We start from the raw sequence: 15,021 nt of genomic DNA, 5'->3' as shown, positions 1-15,021 counted from the left end.
CCGCCGCGCCGAACCGGCGTCGGCTCAGTGCCAGACGGACGGCGCCGCCGCGCGCGTCGGCGGCAGCGCGACATCCGCACCCCACCGCTCGATCCACTCGGGCAGCTCGTCATCGGTCGGCGGCGTGCCGAACACCTCGAGCAGCTCCGACACGGGGACCGTGCCGCCCTCCTTGCGCAGGAACCGCGCGCGGATGAAGGCGCGCGCGTAGATCTCGGGCTCGCCCGCGGCATCCGGTCGCACCAGCCGGTGCTCGACGTAGACCGCGCGCTCGTCGTACCCGAGCAGGCGCGACTCGATCGTGAACCGCTGCCACAGGCGCAGCGACTTCCGGAACGTGATCGTCTCGCTCGCGACGACGGGGTACCAGCCCTTGTCGCGCATGAGCCCGAAGACGCCGTTGCGGACGAGCATGTCGAACCGCGCGACATCCATGATGGAGAAGTACACGCCGTTGTTCATGTGCCGGTTGACGTCGAGGTCGGTGGGCAGCGTGATGAACCTGGTCCGCGCGATGTCGTAGTGCCCGAGCGTCGGCTTGCGGCGCGACAGGAACAGCATGTGGAGCAGGGTCCGGAACAGCATGTGCATAGTCCACGAGGATATGGCCGATTCCGTGGTGGTTCGGCACACCTTGGCGGGCGGGCACAGTGCGGCGACGGATGCCGCGCGCGGCGTTGTGGGCAGGCGCGAAGCCGTCGGCGACGGTTCCCGTTCGTGGCTGGTCGGGGCTCGGCCGGACGCAGTGCGGCTCAGCCCTGGTCGCCGCCGGCGTTGCCGCGCGGCGGCACGTGCCGCTCGTCGTGCCCCTCGTACACCGAGAGCGGGCGGATGAGAGCGTTCGAGGCGAGCTGCTCCATCACATGCGCCGTCCAGCCGGTCACGCGGCTCGCGACGAAGAGGGGGGTGAACGTCTCGGTGTCGAAGCCCATGAGGTGATACGCGGGGCCGGCCGGGTAGTCGAGGTTCGGCTTGATGCCCTTGCGCTCGCCCATCGCGTCCTCGAGCGCCGTGTAGAGCTCGAGGATGTCCTGGCGGTCGTAGTGCTCGACCATCCGCTCGAGCGCATCGCGCATCGTGGGCACCCGGGAGTCGCCGTTCTTGTACACCCGGTGGCCGAAGCCCATGATCTTGCGCTTGTCGGCCAGCGCGGCATCCAGCCACTCGACGGCGCGCTCCGCACCGCCCTCGCCCGGGCCGATCTCGTCGAAGGCGTGCATGACGGCCTCGTTCGCGCCGCCGTGCAGCGGACCCTTGAGCGCTCCGATCGCGCCGGTGACCGCCGAGTACAGGTCGGAGAGCGTCGACGCGATCACGCGCGCGGTGAAGGTCGAGGCGTTGAACGAGTGCTCGGCGTACAGGATCATCGACGTGTCGAAGGCGTTCACGACCTCGAGCTCGGGGGTCTCGCCGAACGCCTGCCACAGGAAGTTCGCTGAGTAGCCGAGGTCGTTGTTCGGCTCGACGAACTCGAGCTCGTGGCGGCGTCGCTGGTCGTACGTGACGATCGACGGCAGCTTCGCGAACAGCCGGACCGACTTCTCGAGGTTCGAGGCGTGGGAGTCGTCGGGCGTCGCGGGGTCGCTCGCCCCGATCACGCTGACCGCGGTGCGGACGACGTCCATCGGGTGCGCCGTGAGCGGCAGCTCGTCGACGATGCGCTTGACCTCGTGGTCGAGGCCGCGGTGGCTGCGCTCGAGGTCCTCGAACGCGGCGAGCTCCTCGTCGTTGGGCAGTTCGCCGTACCAGAGCAGGTAGGCGACCTCCTCGAAGGTGACGGATGCCGCGAGCTCCTGCACCGGGTAGCCGCGGTACAGCAGGGAGTTCGACTCGGGGTTCACCTTCGAGATCGCGGTGACGTCGACGGGGACGCCGGCCAGACCCTTGTAGATCTTCGGCGTCTCCGGCTGCGGGGACTGATCGCTCATCGTGCTCCTCGTGGGCTTCCTCTGACCGCGGGCCGCCGCGTCGCGACCGACCCCCAGCCTACGGCCCACCGCCGCGATGTGCTTCGGGGCTGGAGTGGACACTCCCCGCGGGTGCGGCTCGCTGAAGACCCACGTCTACCGTCGAGACCAGGTCTGGCGGGCGGCAGCCGGGGACGGCGACCTGTCCTCGACAGCCGTTCGGCCGGGGCCGACGGGCCCTGATCGAGACGGGTCCGATCCCGGCGAGCGCTCGAGGGGCGAACCTGCACGGGTGACGCGACGTACGGCCCTTCCCTCGGAGCTCCGCGACGGCGGCTTCAGCGTTCATCGCGCCCGCGAAGCGGGAGTGAGCGCCTCTCGTCTTCGCGCGAAGGACCTGATCGTGGTGAGCAGAGGTGCCCGCGTGCACCACGAGCACACCTTCGCCGAGCGGTGCCGCGCGGTTCTCGGCGTGCTCGACGAATGCGCCTTCGCGAGCGGGACGACCGCGGCGATCGTCCATGGACTGCCCGTGCCTCCTCGGCACCGTGATTCACTCGAGGTGGGCATCCCGGCCCCGAACAGAGCGGTCAGACGTCGGGGAGTGACCGGACGGAGCCTGCGGATCGATGAGTCCGACATCACGACCGTGTCCGGCCTCCGGATCACGAAGCTCGCGCGGACCTGGACCGAACTCGCGCGCACGCTCGACGTGCACGAACTCGTGGCCGCCGGTGATGTCGCCGTGCGCCGCATCGGCCTCGATGCGCTCACCGGAGCAGCGCATCGACACCCCGACCGCCGCATCCGTCCCAAGTTGGCCGCGGCGCTGGAACTCCTCGACCCGGCGTCGGAGTCGCCGAAGGAATCGGAACTTCGGGCGCTGATCGTCCTCGGGGGCCTCCCGAGACCGCGGGCGAACGTCACGCTGCGCGACGCGTCGGACAGGTTCGTCGCCCGTGTCGGCCTGTTTCTCGAGGAGTACCACGAGGTGCTCGAGTACCACGGCGATCACCACCGGACCGATCGACGGCAATGGCGGCGCGATCGTACCCGCGAGTCGGAGATCGAGGCGCTCGGGTATCACGTGACCGAGGTCACCCAGGCCGACCTTGACGATCCCGACGCCCTCGTGCGTCGGCTCGCGACCATCCTCCGCCGCAAAGGCTGGAACGGAGAGACCGTCCGGTCTCGTTGGTACCCCGCCGCGCGCCGGCCTCGAGCATGACGACAGTCGTTGAGGGTACGAGCCACCTTCGACCCGCAACAACTGTCCTCATCGGAACGGCCGGGTCAGAAGAGGCCGGTGGGGATCTCGACGTGGGTCAGGGCGCCAGGGGCGGCGGTGATCGTGAGTCCGCCGAGCTCGTCGGGGCCCAGTTCCGGCAGGCGCTGCGCGACGTCGAGGAAGCGCTCGATCTCGGCGGGCTCGAGCACCCACTCGGCGAGCGTCCGGAACTTCTGCACGTACTGCTCGCGGCCGAACGGGCGGGCGCCGAGGGGGTGCGCGTCGGCCACCGCGATCTCGTCGACGATCTCGTTGCCGTCGGCGAGGCGGATGACCACGCGACCGCCGAAGGCCTTCTCGGCGATGTCGAGCGAGTGGTAGCGGCGCGTCCACTCCGGGTCCTCGACGGTCGAGACCTTGCGCCACAGGGCGACGGTGTCGGGGCGGTGCGCCCGCTCGGGCGTGTACGAGTCGGCGTGGTGCCACGCGCCGTCCTGCAGCGCGACGGTGAAGATGTACGGGATCGAGTGGTCGAGCGTCTCCCGGGAGGCATCCGGATCGTACTTCTGCGGGTCGTTCGCACCCGTGCCGATCACGTGGTGCGTGTGGTGCGACGTGTGAATGGTGATCGACTCGATGCGGTCGGGATCATCGAGGATCAGGGGGTACTCGTCGTGCAGCCTGCGCGCGAGGTCGATGAGCGCCTGCGCCTGGTACTCGGCCGAGTGCTCCTTCGTGTAGGTGTCGAGGATGGCGCGCTTCGCCTCACCGGTCTCGGGCAGGGGCACCTCGTAGGTCGTCTCGGGGCCGCCGAGGAGCCACGCGATCACGCCGTCCTCGCCCTCGTAGATCGGCACCGGGCTGGTCTCGCCGCGCATGGCGCGGTCGACCGACTCGACCGCCATCTTGCCGGCGAACGCCGGGGCGTGGGCCTTCCACGTCGAGATCTCGCCCTTGCGCGACTGCCGGGTCGCCGTCGTCGTGTGCAGCGCCTGGCCGATCGCCTGGAAGATCGTCTCCTGGTCGAGGCCGAGGAGCGTGCCGATGCCCGCGGCCGCCGACGGGCCGAGGTGGGCGACGTGGTCGATCTTGTGCGCGTGCAGCGAGATCGCCTTCACGAGGTCGACTTGGATCTCGTACCCCGTCGCGATGCCCCGCACGAGCTCATGGCCCGTGAGCCCGCGCGATGCGGCCAGGTGCTGTGCGACGGCGACGATCGGCGGGATGTTGTCGCCGGGGTGCGAGTACTCGGCCGCGAGGAAGGTGTCGTGGAAGTCGAGTTCGCGCACCGCGACGCCGTTCGCCCACGCCGCCCATTCGGGCGACGTCCGCCGCGCGGCGTCCGCACCGAACACGGTCGCGCCGTCGCCGCCGATCGAGACGGGGTGCGCGAGCGCCTGGCTGCGGGCCGCCACGACGGGCTTCCGGGCGAGGGATGCCGCGGCGACGGCGGCGTTGTCGATGACGCGGTTCACGACCATCTCGACGACCTCGTCGTCGACCTCGACGGGGTCGACCGCGACGGCGGCGAGCTGCCAGGCGAGTTGGCCCTCGCGTGCGAGGTTCTCGTCGCTCCGGTGGGTACGCAGGTGGTGGATCTTCACGTGGCTCACGCTATCGAACGGGCGTGCGTGCCGCCTGAGCTTGACGGCGACCTCACGGGCGGGGCATGGGACGATGGAGGGGATGATCCCCACCGACACCGAGCGCGTGGGCGCACGCGCGATCGACGACATCCGCCGCGACTTCCCGGCGTTCGCGAACTCGGGCGACGTCCGACCCGCCGCCTACCTCGACTCCGCCGCCACGGCGCAGCGTCCGACGGCGGTGCTCGACGCCGAACGCGGCTACCTCGAGCACGACCTCGCCGCCGTCCACCGCGGCGCGAGCGCCGCGACCGGCCGCTCGACCACCCGCTTCGAGGAGGCGCGCGCCGACCTCGCCCGCTTCGTGGGCGCCGCCGATGAGCGCGAGATCGTGTGGGCGCAGAATGCGACCGACGCGCTGAACATGGTCGCGCTCGGCATCGCCGACGCGAGCGCCGGCATCGGCGGGGCGGATGCTGCGCGCTTCGCGCTGCACGCCGGCCACGAGATCGTGCTGACCGAGGCAGAGCACCACGCCAACCTGCTGCCGTGGCAGCGCGTCGCGGAGCGCACGGGCGCCCGGCTGGTTCCCGTGCGGGTCGACGAGCACGGCTGCTGGTCGATCGACGACCTGGTCGCGGTGCTCACCCCGCGCACGCGCGTCGTCGCGTTCGCCGAGGTGTCGAACGTGACCGGGCTCATCGCGCCGGTCGCCGACGTCGTCGCGGCCGTGCGCGCCCGCGCGCCGCAGTCGCTCGTCGTGCTCGACGCCTGCCAGTCGGTGCCGCACCGACCCGTCGACCTCGCGGGCTACGGCGTCGACTTCGCCGCCTTCTCGGCGCACAAGATGCTCGGCCCGAACGGCATCGGCGTGCTCTACGGCCGCGCCGAGCTGCTCGACGCGCTGCCGCCCGCCCGCACCGGAGGTTCGACGATCACCCGCGTGACGTTCGAGACGGCCCAGTTCCTCCCCGCGCCGCAGCGCTTCGAGGCGGGCACGCAGCCGGTGTCGCAGGCGATCGGGCTGGCCGCTGCCGTCCGCTACCTCGAGGGGATGGGCATGGATGCCGTCGCCGCGCACGAGGCGGCCTTCGCCGAGCGCGTCGTCGAGGGCGTCGCCGCGATCCCCGGCGTGCGCATCGTCGGCCCGCAGCCCGGGCAGGCCCGCGCCGGCCTCGTGAGCGTCGCGGTCGACGGCGTGCACTCGCACGACGTCGGGCAGTTCCTCGACGACGCCGGGCTCGTGGTGCGCGTGGGGCACCATTGCGCGCAGCCGCTGCACCGCGCGCTCGGACTCGCCTCGACGACGCGCGCGAGCGCGCACGTGTACACGACCGCGGAGGAGGCGGACCGGTTCGTCGCCGCGCTCGGCGAGGTCCGCGGCTACTTCGGACTCGGAGCCGCGTGATGTCGAGCCTCGACGGCCTCTACCAGGAGATCATCCTCGACCACGCGAAAGCGCGGCACGGCGACGGCCCGCTCGAGGGCGCCGACGCCGAGCACCACGAGTACAACCCGACCTGCGGCGACGAGATCACGCTGCGGGTCAGGCTCGACGACGCGCACGAGCACATCGAGGCCCTCGCCTGGCAGGGCGACGGGTGCAGCATCTCGATGGCCTCGGCATCGGTGCTCACCGACCTCGTGGCCGGCCGGCCGGTCGACGAGGCGCTCGGCCTCGCCGAGGAGTTCCGGGCGATGCTGCGCTCGAAGGGCGAGGGCGTGCCCGACGAGGACGTGCTGGGCGACGCGATCGCGTTCCACGGCGTCTCGAAGTACGTCATGCGGATCAAGTGCGCGATGCTCTCGTGGGTCGCGCTCGAGGCGGCGGTCGCGAAGGCGCGCTGAGGTCTCGATACGGGCGCTCCGCGTCCTCCTCGACCCAACGGGCTCGATACGGGGCCTCCCGATCGGGCCGGCGGGCCGTCAGGCGGCGTCGGCCGGCCAGACGGGGTCGTGCAACTGCTCCTCGAGCACGCGGGCCGGCAGCCCGCGCGGCACGTCGTCGAGCGTGGGCGGATCCCACTTCGGCGAGCGGTCCTTGTCGATGACCTGGGCGCGGATGCCCTCGTGCAGGTCGTGCTGCCCGATGAACCACGACACGGCGCGGAACTCCTGCTCGAGCGCGTCCTCGAGGCTCGGCAGCGTGCGGGCGCGACGCACGGCCTCGAGCGTGACGGCGAGCGCGGTCGGCGAGAGCGTCTCGAGTTCGTCGGCGGCCGCCGCCGCGTAGGCCTGGGCCGGCTGGTGCGACGGATGCCGCGGCTCGCCGCCCGCGTCGGACGCGGCGGCATCCGCTCGCCCCTCGGCGAACGCCCGCAGCCGGTCGATGATCTCGTGCACCGTCGGCGCCGAGAAGCAGGCGTCGACCCAGGGCCGCGCAGCGGCGAGCGCCGACGGGCCGGGCGTCTCGTCGAAGAGCATGACGATCTCGGACGGCGTTCCGGGGTCGGCGCGCTCCGCCAGCGCCTGCAGCAGGTGCGGGATGTGCTCGCTCGGCACGAACGCGTCGGCGAAGCCGGCGTGCATGGCGTCGGCGGCGTCCATGGTGCGCGCGTTCAGCGCCAGATGCGTGCCCAGCTCGCCGGGCGCGCGGCCGAGCAGCCAGGTGCCGCCGACATCGGGCGTGAAGCCGATCCGGGTCTCGGGCATCGCGACGCGCGAGCGCTCGGTGACGATGCGGATCGACGCGTGCCCGGCGAGCCCGATGCCGCCGCCCATCGTGATGCCGTCCATGATCGCCACGACGGGCTTCGGGTAGCGTGCGATCGCGGCGTTCAGCCGGTACTCGTCGCGGAAGAAGCGCAGCGCCTCGGCGACGTGGCCGCCGGTGGCGTACGCGTAGAGCTCGCGGATGTCGCCGCCCGCGCAGAATCCGCGCTCGCCCGCGCCGTCGAGCACGACCATCGAGACCTCGGGGTCGTGGCGCCACGCGTCGAACACGGCGGCGAGGGCGCGGATCATCTCGTAGCTCAGCGCGTTCAGCGCCTGCGGCCGTTCGAGCGTCAGGCGGCCGACCCCGTCGGCGACGCTCGTGGAGATGTGCTCGCTCACGCTGCAACGGTAGCGGCATCCCCCGGGCGCGGCGTAGCGTCGGCCGCAGGAGGGGTCATGATCGAATCCGCGTTCCCCATCGTCGAGGTGCCCGACATGGAGGCCGCCCTGCGGTTCTACCGCGACGGGCTCGGCGCCACCGTGACGTACCGGTACCCGCCCGAGGGCGAGCCGCTGTTCGCGACGCTGCAGGCGGGGTCGTCGCAGGTCGGCCTGGGCCTCGCCGACGCGGCGACGGCCGGCGAGGGCGCCGGCATCCTGCTGTGGTTCTACGTCGACGACGTCGACGCGGTGACGGCCTCGCTCGCGGAGGCCGGCTTCCTCGTGGTCGAGGAGCCGTCGGACAGCGAATGGGGCGAGCGCGTGTCGCTCGTGTCGGATCCGTTCGGCACGCGGGTGCGGCTCGGACAGCCGATCGCGCCGCAGCCCGACGAGGAGTAGGGGCTGCCGGCCCTCGTGGCACGACCCGGGCGAGCGTAGGATCCCGACGTGGTTCCCGCTTCCAACCTCCAGGCGTTCGTGCTGGCCTCGGTGGTGCTCATCGTCATCCCGGGGCCGAGCGTGCTGTTCGTGATCGGCCGTTCGCTCGCGCTCGGCCGCGTGGGCGGGCTGCTCAGCGTCGTCGGCAACGCGGCCGGCATGCTGCCGCTCGTCGCGGCCGTGGCGCTCGGCGTCGGCACGGTCGTCGCGCAGTCGGTCGCCCTCTTCACGGCGATCAAGCTCGCGGGCGCCCTCTACCTCGTCTACCTGGGCGTTCAGGCGATCCGTCACCGAGCGGATGCCGCGGACGCCGTCACGCGCCAGGTCGCGCCGCGCTCCCCCTGGCGCCTGCTCGGCGAGGGGTTCGTCGTCGGCGTCACCAACCCGAAGACGATCGCGTTCTTCGTCGCCGTGCTGCCGCAGTTCGTCGCGTTCGAGGCCGGCGCCATCCCGCTGCAGATGGCGATGCTCGGCACCGCGTTCGTGGTGCTCGCACTCGCGTGCGACTCGGTCTGGGCGCTCGGCGCCGGCTGGGCGCGCGACTGGTTCGCGCGGTCCCCGCGCCGGGCCTCGCACCTGGCCGCCGCCGGCGGCGGCATGATGATCGGCCTCGGTGGCGTGCTCGCGCTGTCGGGGAACAAGCACTGACACCGCCGGCGGAGGACGCCGGCACCGAGGAACGGAGGAGCCATGGCGAAGGAGTGGAGCGACCTCTCCAGGGGCCAGCAGGTCAGGGGCATCGTCGCGGGAGCCGTCCAGCTCGCGCTCGCGACCGCCGCCTGGACCGACCTGGCCAAGCGCGATGCGGACGACGTGAACGGGCGGAAGTGGATCTGGGCGATCGTCATCGCCGTGAACTTCATCGGCCCGATCTCGTACTTCCTGTTCGGGCGCAGAGTCGACTGAGCGGGCGCGCGACCGCGACGCACCGGGCCGGTCCCGGCTCAGTCGCGGTTGACCGTCCCCGTCAGGATGCCGCGCGCGAGCGCGTGCGCGAAGCAGCGGATGCCGAGCACCGCGGGCGTCGAGGACGGGTCGAGCTCGAGGCTCGGCACGTCGAGCGCGTGCACGACGAACACGTAGCGGTGCTCGCCGGTGCCGCGCGGCGGCGCCGCGCCGCCGAAGCCCCGCTCGCCGTCCTCGTTCGCGAGCACCATCGCGCCCTCCGGCAGCGGCGGTCCGCCCGGCGCGCCGGCGCCCGCCTCGAGGCTCGTCGTCTCGAGCGGCAGGTTCAGGACGGCCCAGTGCCACCAGCCCGAGCCGGTCGGCGCGTCGATGTCGAGGCAGGTCACGGCGAAGCCGCGGGTGCGCTCGGGGAAGCCGCTCCACGACAGCTGCGGCGACCGGTCGACACCGCCGGCGGCGTGGCTCCACTGCGGCCGCGCGAGCGGCCCGCCGTCGTCGAAGTCGGTGCTGGTCACGGTGAACGAGCCCACGGGACGGAGCTTCTGCAACGCGTCGTAGGGATCCACGTCGAGCATCTCGAACCTCCTGGTCGGCGACGTCCGGGCGGACGGCCCGGTCGGCGGTCGAGGTCAGGGTACGTCGGAGCGGATGCCGCCCTCCGCGCACACGCCGCGTCGCGGCATCCGCCCAGCCTGCGCCCCTAGGATCTCGGGGTGCCGACGCCCAAGATCCTGTTGTTCTACGCCTTCACGCCGCTCGCCGACCCAGAGGCGATCCGGTTGTGGCAGCGCGACCTCGCGGAGTCGCTCGGCCTGCGCGGGCGCGTGCTCGTCTCGAAGGACGGCCTGAACGGCACGCTCGGCGGCGAGATGGGTGCGCTCAAGCGCTACGTGCGGAAGACGAAGGAGTACCCGGGCTTCCGCGGCCTCGACGTGAAGTGGAGCGAGGGCACCGGGCTCGACGCCGAGGGGCGCAGCATCGACTTCCCGAAGCTCAGCGTCAAGGCGCGCGACGAGATCGTCTCGTTCGGCGCGCCGGGCGAACTGCGGGTCGACGAGTCGGGCGTGGTCGGCGGCGGCGCCCGCCTCTCCCCCGACGAGCTGCACGCCTTGGTCGCCGAGCGCGGCGACGAGGTCGTCTTCTTCGACGGCCGCAACGCGGTCGAGGCCGCGATCGGCCGGTTCCGCGGCGCGATCGTCCCGCCGACCGAGACCACGCGCGACTTCGTCGGGCTGCTCGACTCGGGCGCCTACGACCACCTCAAGGGGCGACCGGTCGTGACGTACTGCACGGGCGGGATCCGCTGCGAAGTGCTCTCGAGCCTCATGGCGAACCGCGGCTTCGGCGAGGTGTACCAACTCGAGGGCGGCATCGTCCGCTACGGCGAGCGCTTCGGCGACGACGGCCTCTGGGAGGGCTCGCTCTACGTCTTCGACGGGCGCGGCTCGGTCGACTTCAGCGATCACGCCACGGTCGTCGGCGTGTGCGAGGGCTGCGGCGCGGCGACCAGCAGAACCGTCAACTGCACGGATGCCGCGTGCCGCACGCAGCTCGTCCGCTGCGACGCGTGCACGCCGGCGCAGTGCGTCGAGCACGAGGCATCCGTCGCCTGAGACGCTCCGACCCCGGCGCAGCGGGAGCGTGACGACCACGGGATGGCACGCACACGGCATCCGTCCGCCCGCAGGCCGTCTCGCGAGGCGGCGAGTGCGGCGGACGAGCGTAACGTGGCGGCATGGTCGTCGAGGTGACGCGCGCGCAGGCGCGCCGGATCGCGGTGCGAGCGCAGGCGCTCGACGCCGAGCGGCCCGCCGACGTGCTCGACGTGGTGCAGCGGCTCACGTTCCTCAAGGTCGACCCCGTCTCGGCGGTGGCGCCGAGCGCCGACCTCGTGCTGTGGAGCCGGCTCGGCGAGTCGTACGACCCCGCCGAGCTCACGCGCGCGCTCGAGGTCGACCGAACGGTGTTCGAGCTCGACATGATGGTGCGGCCGATGGACGATCTCGCGCTGTTCCGGCCGGTCATGCGCGCCGCGCCCACCTACGAGGCGACGCGGAACTGGCTCGCTGCCAACGCATCGTTCCGCGGCGACCTCCTGATCAGGCTCTCGGCCGAGGGTCCGCTCGCGGCGACCGAGATCCCCGACACGTCCGTGGTGCCCTGGTCCTCGACGGGATGGACGAACGACAAGAACGTGCAGCGCATGCTCGAGGTGCTCGCCGCCCGCGGCGAGGTCGCGGTGTCGGGCCGGCGCGACGGCGCCCGGCTGTGGGACGTCGCCGAGCGGGTCCACCCTCCCGCGGCAGTGGGCGACGAGCTCGACGCCGACGAGGCCCACCGTCGCAGGAACGAGCGTCGACTGGCCTCGCTCGGCATCCTCCGCGAGGGGCGCGGGGCGAGCTCGCCGGGTGAGCCGATCGACACGCGCGGCATCGGCGAGCCCGCTCATGTCGAGGGGCTCAGGGGCACGTGGCGCATCGACCCCGTGGCGCTCGACCGCATCGACGAGCCGCTCGCGCCGCGCACCGCGCTCCTGTCGCCGCTCGACCGCCTCGTGTTCGACCGGCGACGGCTCGACGAGCTCTTCGACTACGAGTACGTGCTCGAGATGTACAAACCGAAGGGCCAGCGCCGGTGGGGCTACTGGGCGATGCCGATCCTGCACGGCGACCGGCTCGTGGGCAAGGTCGATGCGACCGCCGATCGCGCTGCGGGCGTGCTCCGGGTCGACGCGATCCACGAGGACGCGCCGTTCACGCGCGACGTCGTCGAGGCCGTCTTCGGCGAGCTCGACTCGCTGGCCGGATGGCTCGGGCTCGAGCTCAGCGGGAGGGCGATCGGGTTGGCGTGAGCCGGGCGGCCTCGGCTCACCGCCTCCGGCGGCCCGTCAGGTCCCGCGGGTGCGCCGCCGCCGGGGCTGCCGCGCGAACGCCCGCGCGTCACGGCTCGAGAGCGCGAGCAGCACGAGGATGTCGAGTGCGACCGCGATGAACGTGGTGCGCACCGTGACCTCGGCGTCTCCGAGGAACGACTCGGCAGCCGTGCCGGTGATGCTGATCGTCGCGAAGATCATCACGACGATGCGCGAGAGGTTGCCGCCCGCCCAGATGCGCACCGCCAGCAGCAGTTCGATCGCGAGCACCACCGCTCCGGCGACGACCACGACAACGAGGGCGAGGCGCGCGGCGGCGTCTCCCGTCACGACGATGTCGAACTCCTCGCGCAGCAGCTCATCCCACTGGAGCGCGATCGCGACGATCCACACGATGCCCGCCAGGACCCGGAGCACGACGACCGCGGCGCCGAACGCGGTCGCCGCGGGCCGCGGCATCCGTCTCACCGGCTCGCGCTCGGCCAACCGCAGCGGTGACTCGAACGCGGCGCGCTTGGCGACCGGATCCTCGCCGACCCCGGTGGAGGTCGCCGCGCCGCCACGTTCGACGGATGTCTCGGGGCCCCCGGTGACGCTCGCTGCGACCTCCGTCGCCCACTCGGCCCCCGCCGGGGCCACGGTCGGGGGGCCGACGCGCACGATGGGGAGGTCGCCGTCCGTGCGGATGGTGTCGCCGCCGCCGTTGCGCGAGTGGTAGCCGGTCGAGAAGTCGCCGAGGATCTCGACCCGCACGCTCGGGTCGGAATCGACCAGCGTCGCCACGATGTGGTCGCGCTCGACGTCGATGTCGGCGTCGATCTTGTGCGTCACCTGCAGGGTGAAGAGCGAGAAGCCGACCGCGCGATCGAACGTGCCGGCCGCCAGCCAGTCGACGCGACGCCCGCCGGGCAGGAGCCAGCCGTCGGGCGTGCGCCAGAACCGCACGTGGTGCCGCTTCGCGGGGTTGCCGGCGACCTCCTGCTGGTAGGCGAAGTCCTGCTTCTCACCGAACAGGAAGAGCGGGCTGACGGGCGCCTCGTCGTAGCTCCGCCGGGTGAGGGTCGACGTGATGATCCGCCGGCTCGACGCGAGAGTGACGTCGTCGGCCCGGGTCCAGCCCGCCACGCGCATCGCGGCGTGCAGCGCCTCCTCCTCGCCGTCGAACGCGAGGTTCACGGGGTCGCCCAGCAGGCCGTCGCTCGTGCGCGTGCGACCGATGAAGTAGTCGGGCACGTAGATCGTCGTGAGGATGCGGTGCAGCCTCGGAAGCACGAGGTAGGCGAGCACGATCCAGAACACGAGGAAGAACCCGATGCCCGCCCAGCCGAACTCGAACGACTGGTTGAAGAGCAGCCACGCGAGCCACACCGCGGCGGCACCGGCGAAGACGAAGAAGAACCCGTCGAGCAGCCGGGAGAGCGACATGCGCGGCGGCAGCGGCGGCGGGGGCTTCTCGTCCGCGACATCCCCCGACATGCCTGCATGGTAACGCCGGGCGGCCCGTCGGGGCGGGCGATCGCGCTCAGGCGGGGCGGAAGCCCGAGGTCTCGGGCGGCGGAGCGTGGCGGATCATCAGGTGTCGCGTGACCGAGTAGTCGAGCAGTGGCTCGAGCGACATGTCCTTGCCGAAGCCGGAGCCCTTCACCCCGCCGTGCGGGGCCTCCGAGGCGATCGGCAGGTGGTCGTTGACCCAGGTGACGCCGACGTCGAGCGATTGGCTGACGCGCATCGCGCGGGCGACGTCCGAGGTCCACACCGACGAGGCGAGCCCGTAGGCGCTGTCGTTCGCGAGACGGATGCCGTCGGCCTCGCCATCGAACGGCAGCGCGACGAGCACCGGGCCGAAGACCTCGCCCTGCACGATCTCCGACGACTGGGGCGCGCCGACGAGCAGCGTGGGTTCGTAGTACGAGCCCACGCGGTCGATGGCACGACCGCCGACGAGGGCCTCGGCGCCCTCCGCGAGCGCGCGGCTCACGAATCCGTCGACGCGGTCCCGGTGCGCCCGTGAGATGAGGGGGCCGATGTGGGTGTCGGCATCCATCGGATCGCCCGCGACGACGCGGGCGAGGGCCTGACGCAACGCGGCGACGCCGTCGTCGAACACCGACCGCTCGAGGTAGACGCGGGTCGCGGCCGTGCAGTCCTGGCCCGTGTTGTAGGTCGCGCCGAGCGCGACCGCCTGCGCCATCGCACCGAGGTCGGCGTCGGAGAAGACGATGACGGGCGCCTTGCCGCCGAGCTCGAGGTGCACGCGCTTCACGCCCTCGACGGCGCCCCGCATCACGGCCTTGCCGGTCTGCGTCGATCCGGTGACGCTCACCATGTCGACCTCGCGGTGCGCGACGAGCGCCTGGCCGACCTCGGCATCGCCCGTCACGACGTTGAACAGGCCCGCGGGGAGGCCCGCCTCGACCGCGAGCTCGGCGAGCCGCAGCGTGGTGCGCGGCGTCGCGGGCGCGGGCTTCACGATCACCGCGTTGCCCGCGGCGAGCGCGGGACCGGCTTTCCAGATCGCCATGATGAGGGGGAAGTTCCACGGCGTGATGCCGGCGACCACGCCGACGGGGCGGCGCGTGAGGATCGACGTGTAGCCGTTCGAGAGGGACCCGGCGCCGGTGCCGTCGAGCGAGCGCGCAGCGCCGGCGAAGAAGCGCAGGTTGTCGATGGCGAAGGGGAGCTCGCCGTCGAACGCCGTCGTCCACGGCTTGCCGGAGTCCTCGACCTCGAGCGTCGCGAGGTGCTCGGCGTCGGCCTCGATCGCGTCGGCGAGGCGGAGCAGCGCGAGCGAGCGCTCGCCCGGCGTCTTCGCGGCCCAGGCGGGCTGGGTGGCGCGGGCCGCGGCGGCGGCCTGGTCGACGTCGGCGAGGCCGGACTCGCGGTAGGCCGCGACCTCCTCCTCGCTCGCGGGGTTCACGATGACGGCGTCCCCGCCCGTGCCGGCGCGGTACTCGCCGATGAAGGTGCCGGTGGTGGTCATGGGTGGTG

At 72.4% G+C, this 15,021-nt stretch carries 15 protein-coding genes; 8 read left to right on the top strand and 7 right to left on the bottom strand.

What is annotated here, in order from left to right; translation table 11 throughout:
* Positions 1-24 precede the first annotated feature (24 nt).
* The gene (locus ACULK2_RS00920; protein ID WP_501044946.1) at positions 25-585 is read right to left on the bottom strand and encodes a thioesterase family protein; all 561 of its coding nucleotides are present in this window, start codon (positions 583-585) and stop codon (positions 25-27) included.
* Positions 586-752: 167 nt separating this feature from the next.
* A complete protein-coding gene (locus ACULK2_RS00915; protein WP_445969691.1) occupies positions 753-1,928 on the bottom strand; it encodes a bifunctional 2-methylcitrate synthase/citrate synthase in 1,176 nt (391 codons plus the stop codon).
* Between the two features lie 271 nt (positions 1,929-2,199).
* Here ACULK2_RS00915 and ACULK2_RS00910 point away from each other — a divergent pair, with 271 nt between their 5' ends.
* Positions 2,200-3,135: a hypothetical protein gene (locus tag ACULK2_RS00910; protein WP_501044945.1), complete on the top strand. Its 936-nt coding sequence runs from the start codon at positions 2,200-2,202 to the stop codon at positions 3,133-3,135.
* Between the two features lie 65 nt (positions 3,136-3,200).
* Here the strand turns inward: ACULK2_RS00910 and ACULK2_RS00905 are convergent, their stop codons facing one another.
* The gene (locus ACULK2_RS00905) at positions 3,201-4,739 is read right to left on the bottom strand and encodes an MmgE/PrpD family protein (RefSeq protein WP_501044944.1); all 1,539 of its coding nucleotides are present in this window, start codon (positions 4,737-4,739) and stop codon (positions 3,201-3,203) included.
* Between the two features lie 82 nt (positions 4,740-4,821).
* On the opposite strand from ACULK2_RS00905, the gene ACULK2_RS00900 reads away from it, so the two are divergent.
* A complete protein-coding gene (locus ACULK2_RS00900; protein ID WP_445967610.1) occupies positions 4,822-6,129 on the top strand; it encodes an aminotransferase class V-fold PLP-dependent enzyme in 1,308 nt (435 codons plus the stop codon).
* Positions 6,129-6,569 carry a Fe-S cluster assembly sulfur transfer protein SufU gene (gene sufU, locus ACULK2_RS00895; protein WP_445967611.1) on the top strand — a complete coding sequence of 147 codons (441 nt, stop codon included), beginning with the start codon at positions 6,129-6,131 and terminating at the stop codon, positions 6,567-6,569. The genes ACULK2_RS00900 and sufU overlap by 1 nt, the downstream gene beginning before the upstream one ends.
* A 78-nt stretch (positions 6,570-6,647) precedes the next feature.
* Here the strand turns inward: sufU and ACULK2_RS00890 are convergent, their stop codons facing one another.
* Positions 6,648-7,775, bottom strand: coding sequence for an enoyl-CoA hydratase/isomerase family protein (locus tag ACULK2_RS00890; protein ID WP_445967612.1), 1,128 nt, complete (start codon positions 7,773-7,775; stop codon positions 6,648-6,650).
* 57 nt (positions 7,776-7,832) lie between these two features.
* Here ACULK2_RS00890 and ACULK2_RS00885 point away from each other — a divergent pair, with 57 nt between their 5' ends.
* The 3 genes from ACULK2_RS00885 to ACULK2_RS00875 are packed head-to-tail and all read left to right on the top strand — an operon-like array spanning position 7,833 to position 9,161.
* Entirely contained in the window at positions 7,833-8,216 is a 384-nt protein-coding gene (locus ACULK2_RS00885; RefSeq protein ID WP_501044943.1) for a glyoxalase superfamily protein, read from the top strand.
* Between the two features lie 48 nt (positions 8,217-8,264).
* On the top strand, positions 8,265-8,903 hold the full coding sequence (locus ACULK2_RS00880; RefSeq protein WP_445967614.1) for a LysE family translocator: 639 nt from the start codon (positions 8,265-8,267) through the stop codon (positions 8,901-8,903).
* A gap of 42 nt (positions 8,904-8,945) precedes the next feature.
* Complete coding sequence (locus ACULK2_RS00875; RefSeq protein WP_445967615.1) at positions 8,946-9,161, top strand: PLD nuclease N-terminal domain-containing protein; 216 nt, start codon at positions 8,946-8,948, stop codon at positions 9,159-9,161.
* A 38-nt stretch (positions 9,162-9,199) separates the two neighbouring features.
* On the opposite strand, the gene ACULK2_RS00870 is transcribed toward ACULK2_RS00875, so the two are convergent.
* Complete coding sequence (locus tag ACULK2_RS00870) at positions 9,200-9,736, bottom strand: YbhB/YbcL family Raf kinase inhibitor-like protein (protein ID WP_445967616.1); 537 nt, start codon at positions 9,734-9,736, stop codon at positions 9,200-9,202.
* 138 nt (positions 9,737-9,874) lie between these two features.
* On the opposite strand from ACULK2_RS00870, the gene trhO reads away from it, so the two are divergent.
* Together trhO and ACULK2_RS00860 are read left to right on the top strand one after the other, a co-directional pair.
* Positions 9,875-10,774 (top strand): oxygen-dependent tRNA uridine(34) hydroxylase TrhO, encoded by a 900-nt coding sequence (trhO, locus tag ACULK2_RS00865; RefSeq protein ID WP_445967617.1) that lies wholly within the window; start codon positions 9,875-9,877, stop codon positions 10,772-10,774.
* A gap of 122 nt (positions 10,775-10,896) precedes the next feature.
* On the top strand, positions 10,897-12,012 hold the full coding sequence (locus ACULK2_RS00860) for a DNA glycosylase AlkZ-like family protein (protein WP_445967618.1): 1,116 nt from the start codon (positions 10,897-10,899) through the stop codon (positions 12,010-12,012).
* A 36-nt stretch (positions 12,013-12,048) separates the two neighbouring features.
* Here the strand turns inward: ACULK2_RS00860 and ACULK2_RS00855 are convergent, their stop codons facing one another.
* Positions 12,049-13,509 (bottom strand): LssY C-terminal domain-containing protein, encoded by a 1,461-nt coding sequence (locus tag ACULK2_RS00855; protein WP_445967619.1) that lies wholly within the window; start codon positions 13,507-13,509, stop codon positions 12,049-12,051.
* Between the two features lie 46 nt (positions 13,510-13,555).
* Positions 13,556-15,013: an aminobutyraldehyde dehydrogenase gene (locus ACULK2_RS00850; protein ID WP_445967620.1), complete on the bottom strand. Its 1,458-nt coding sequence runs from the start codon at positions 15,011-15,013 to the stop codon at positions 13,556-13,558.
* Positions 15,014-15,021: the final 8 nt, after the last annotated feature.

Source organism: Agromyces molybdatiresistens, from assembly GCF_052748445.2.
The sequence above is the reverse complement of the archived record's forward strand: the minus strand, read 5'-3'. Positions and strand labels throughout refer to the sequence as shown.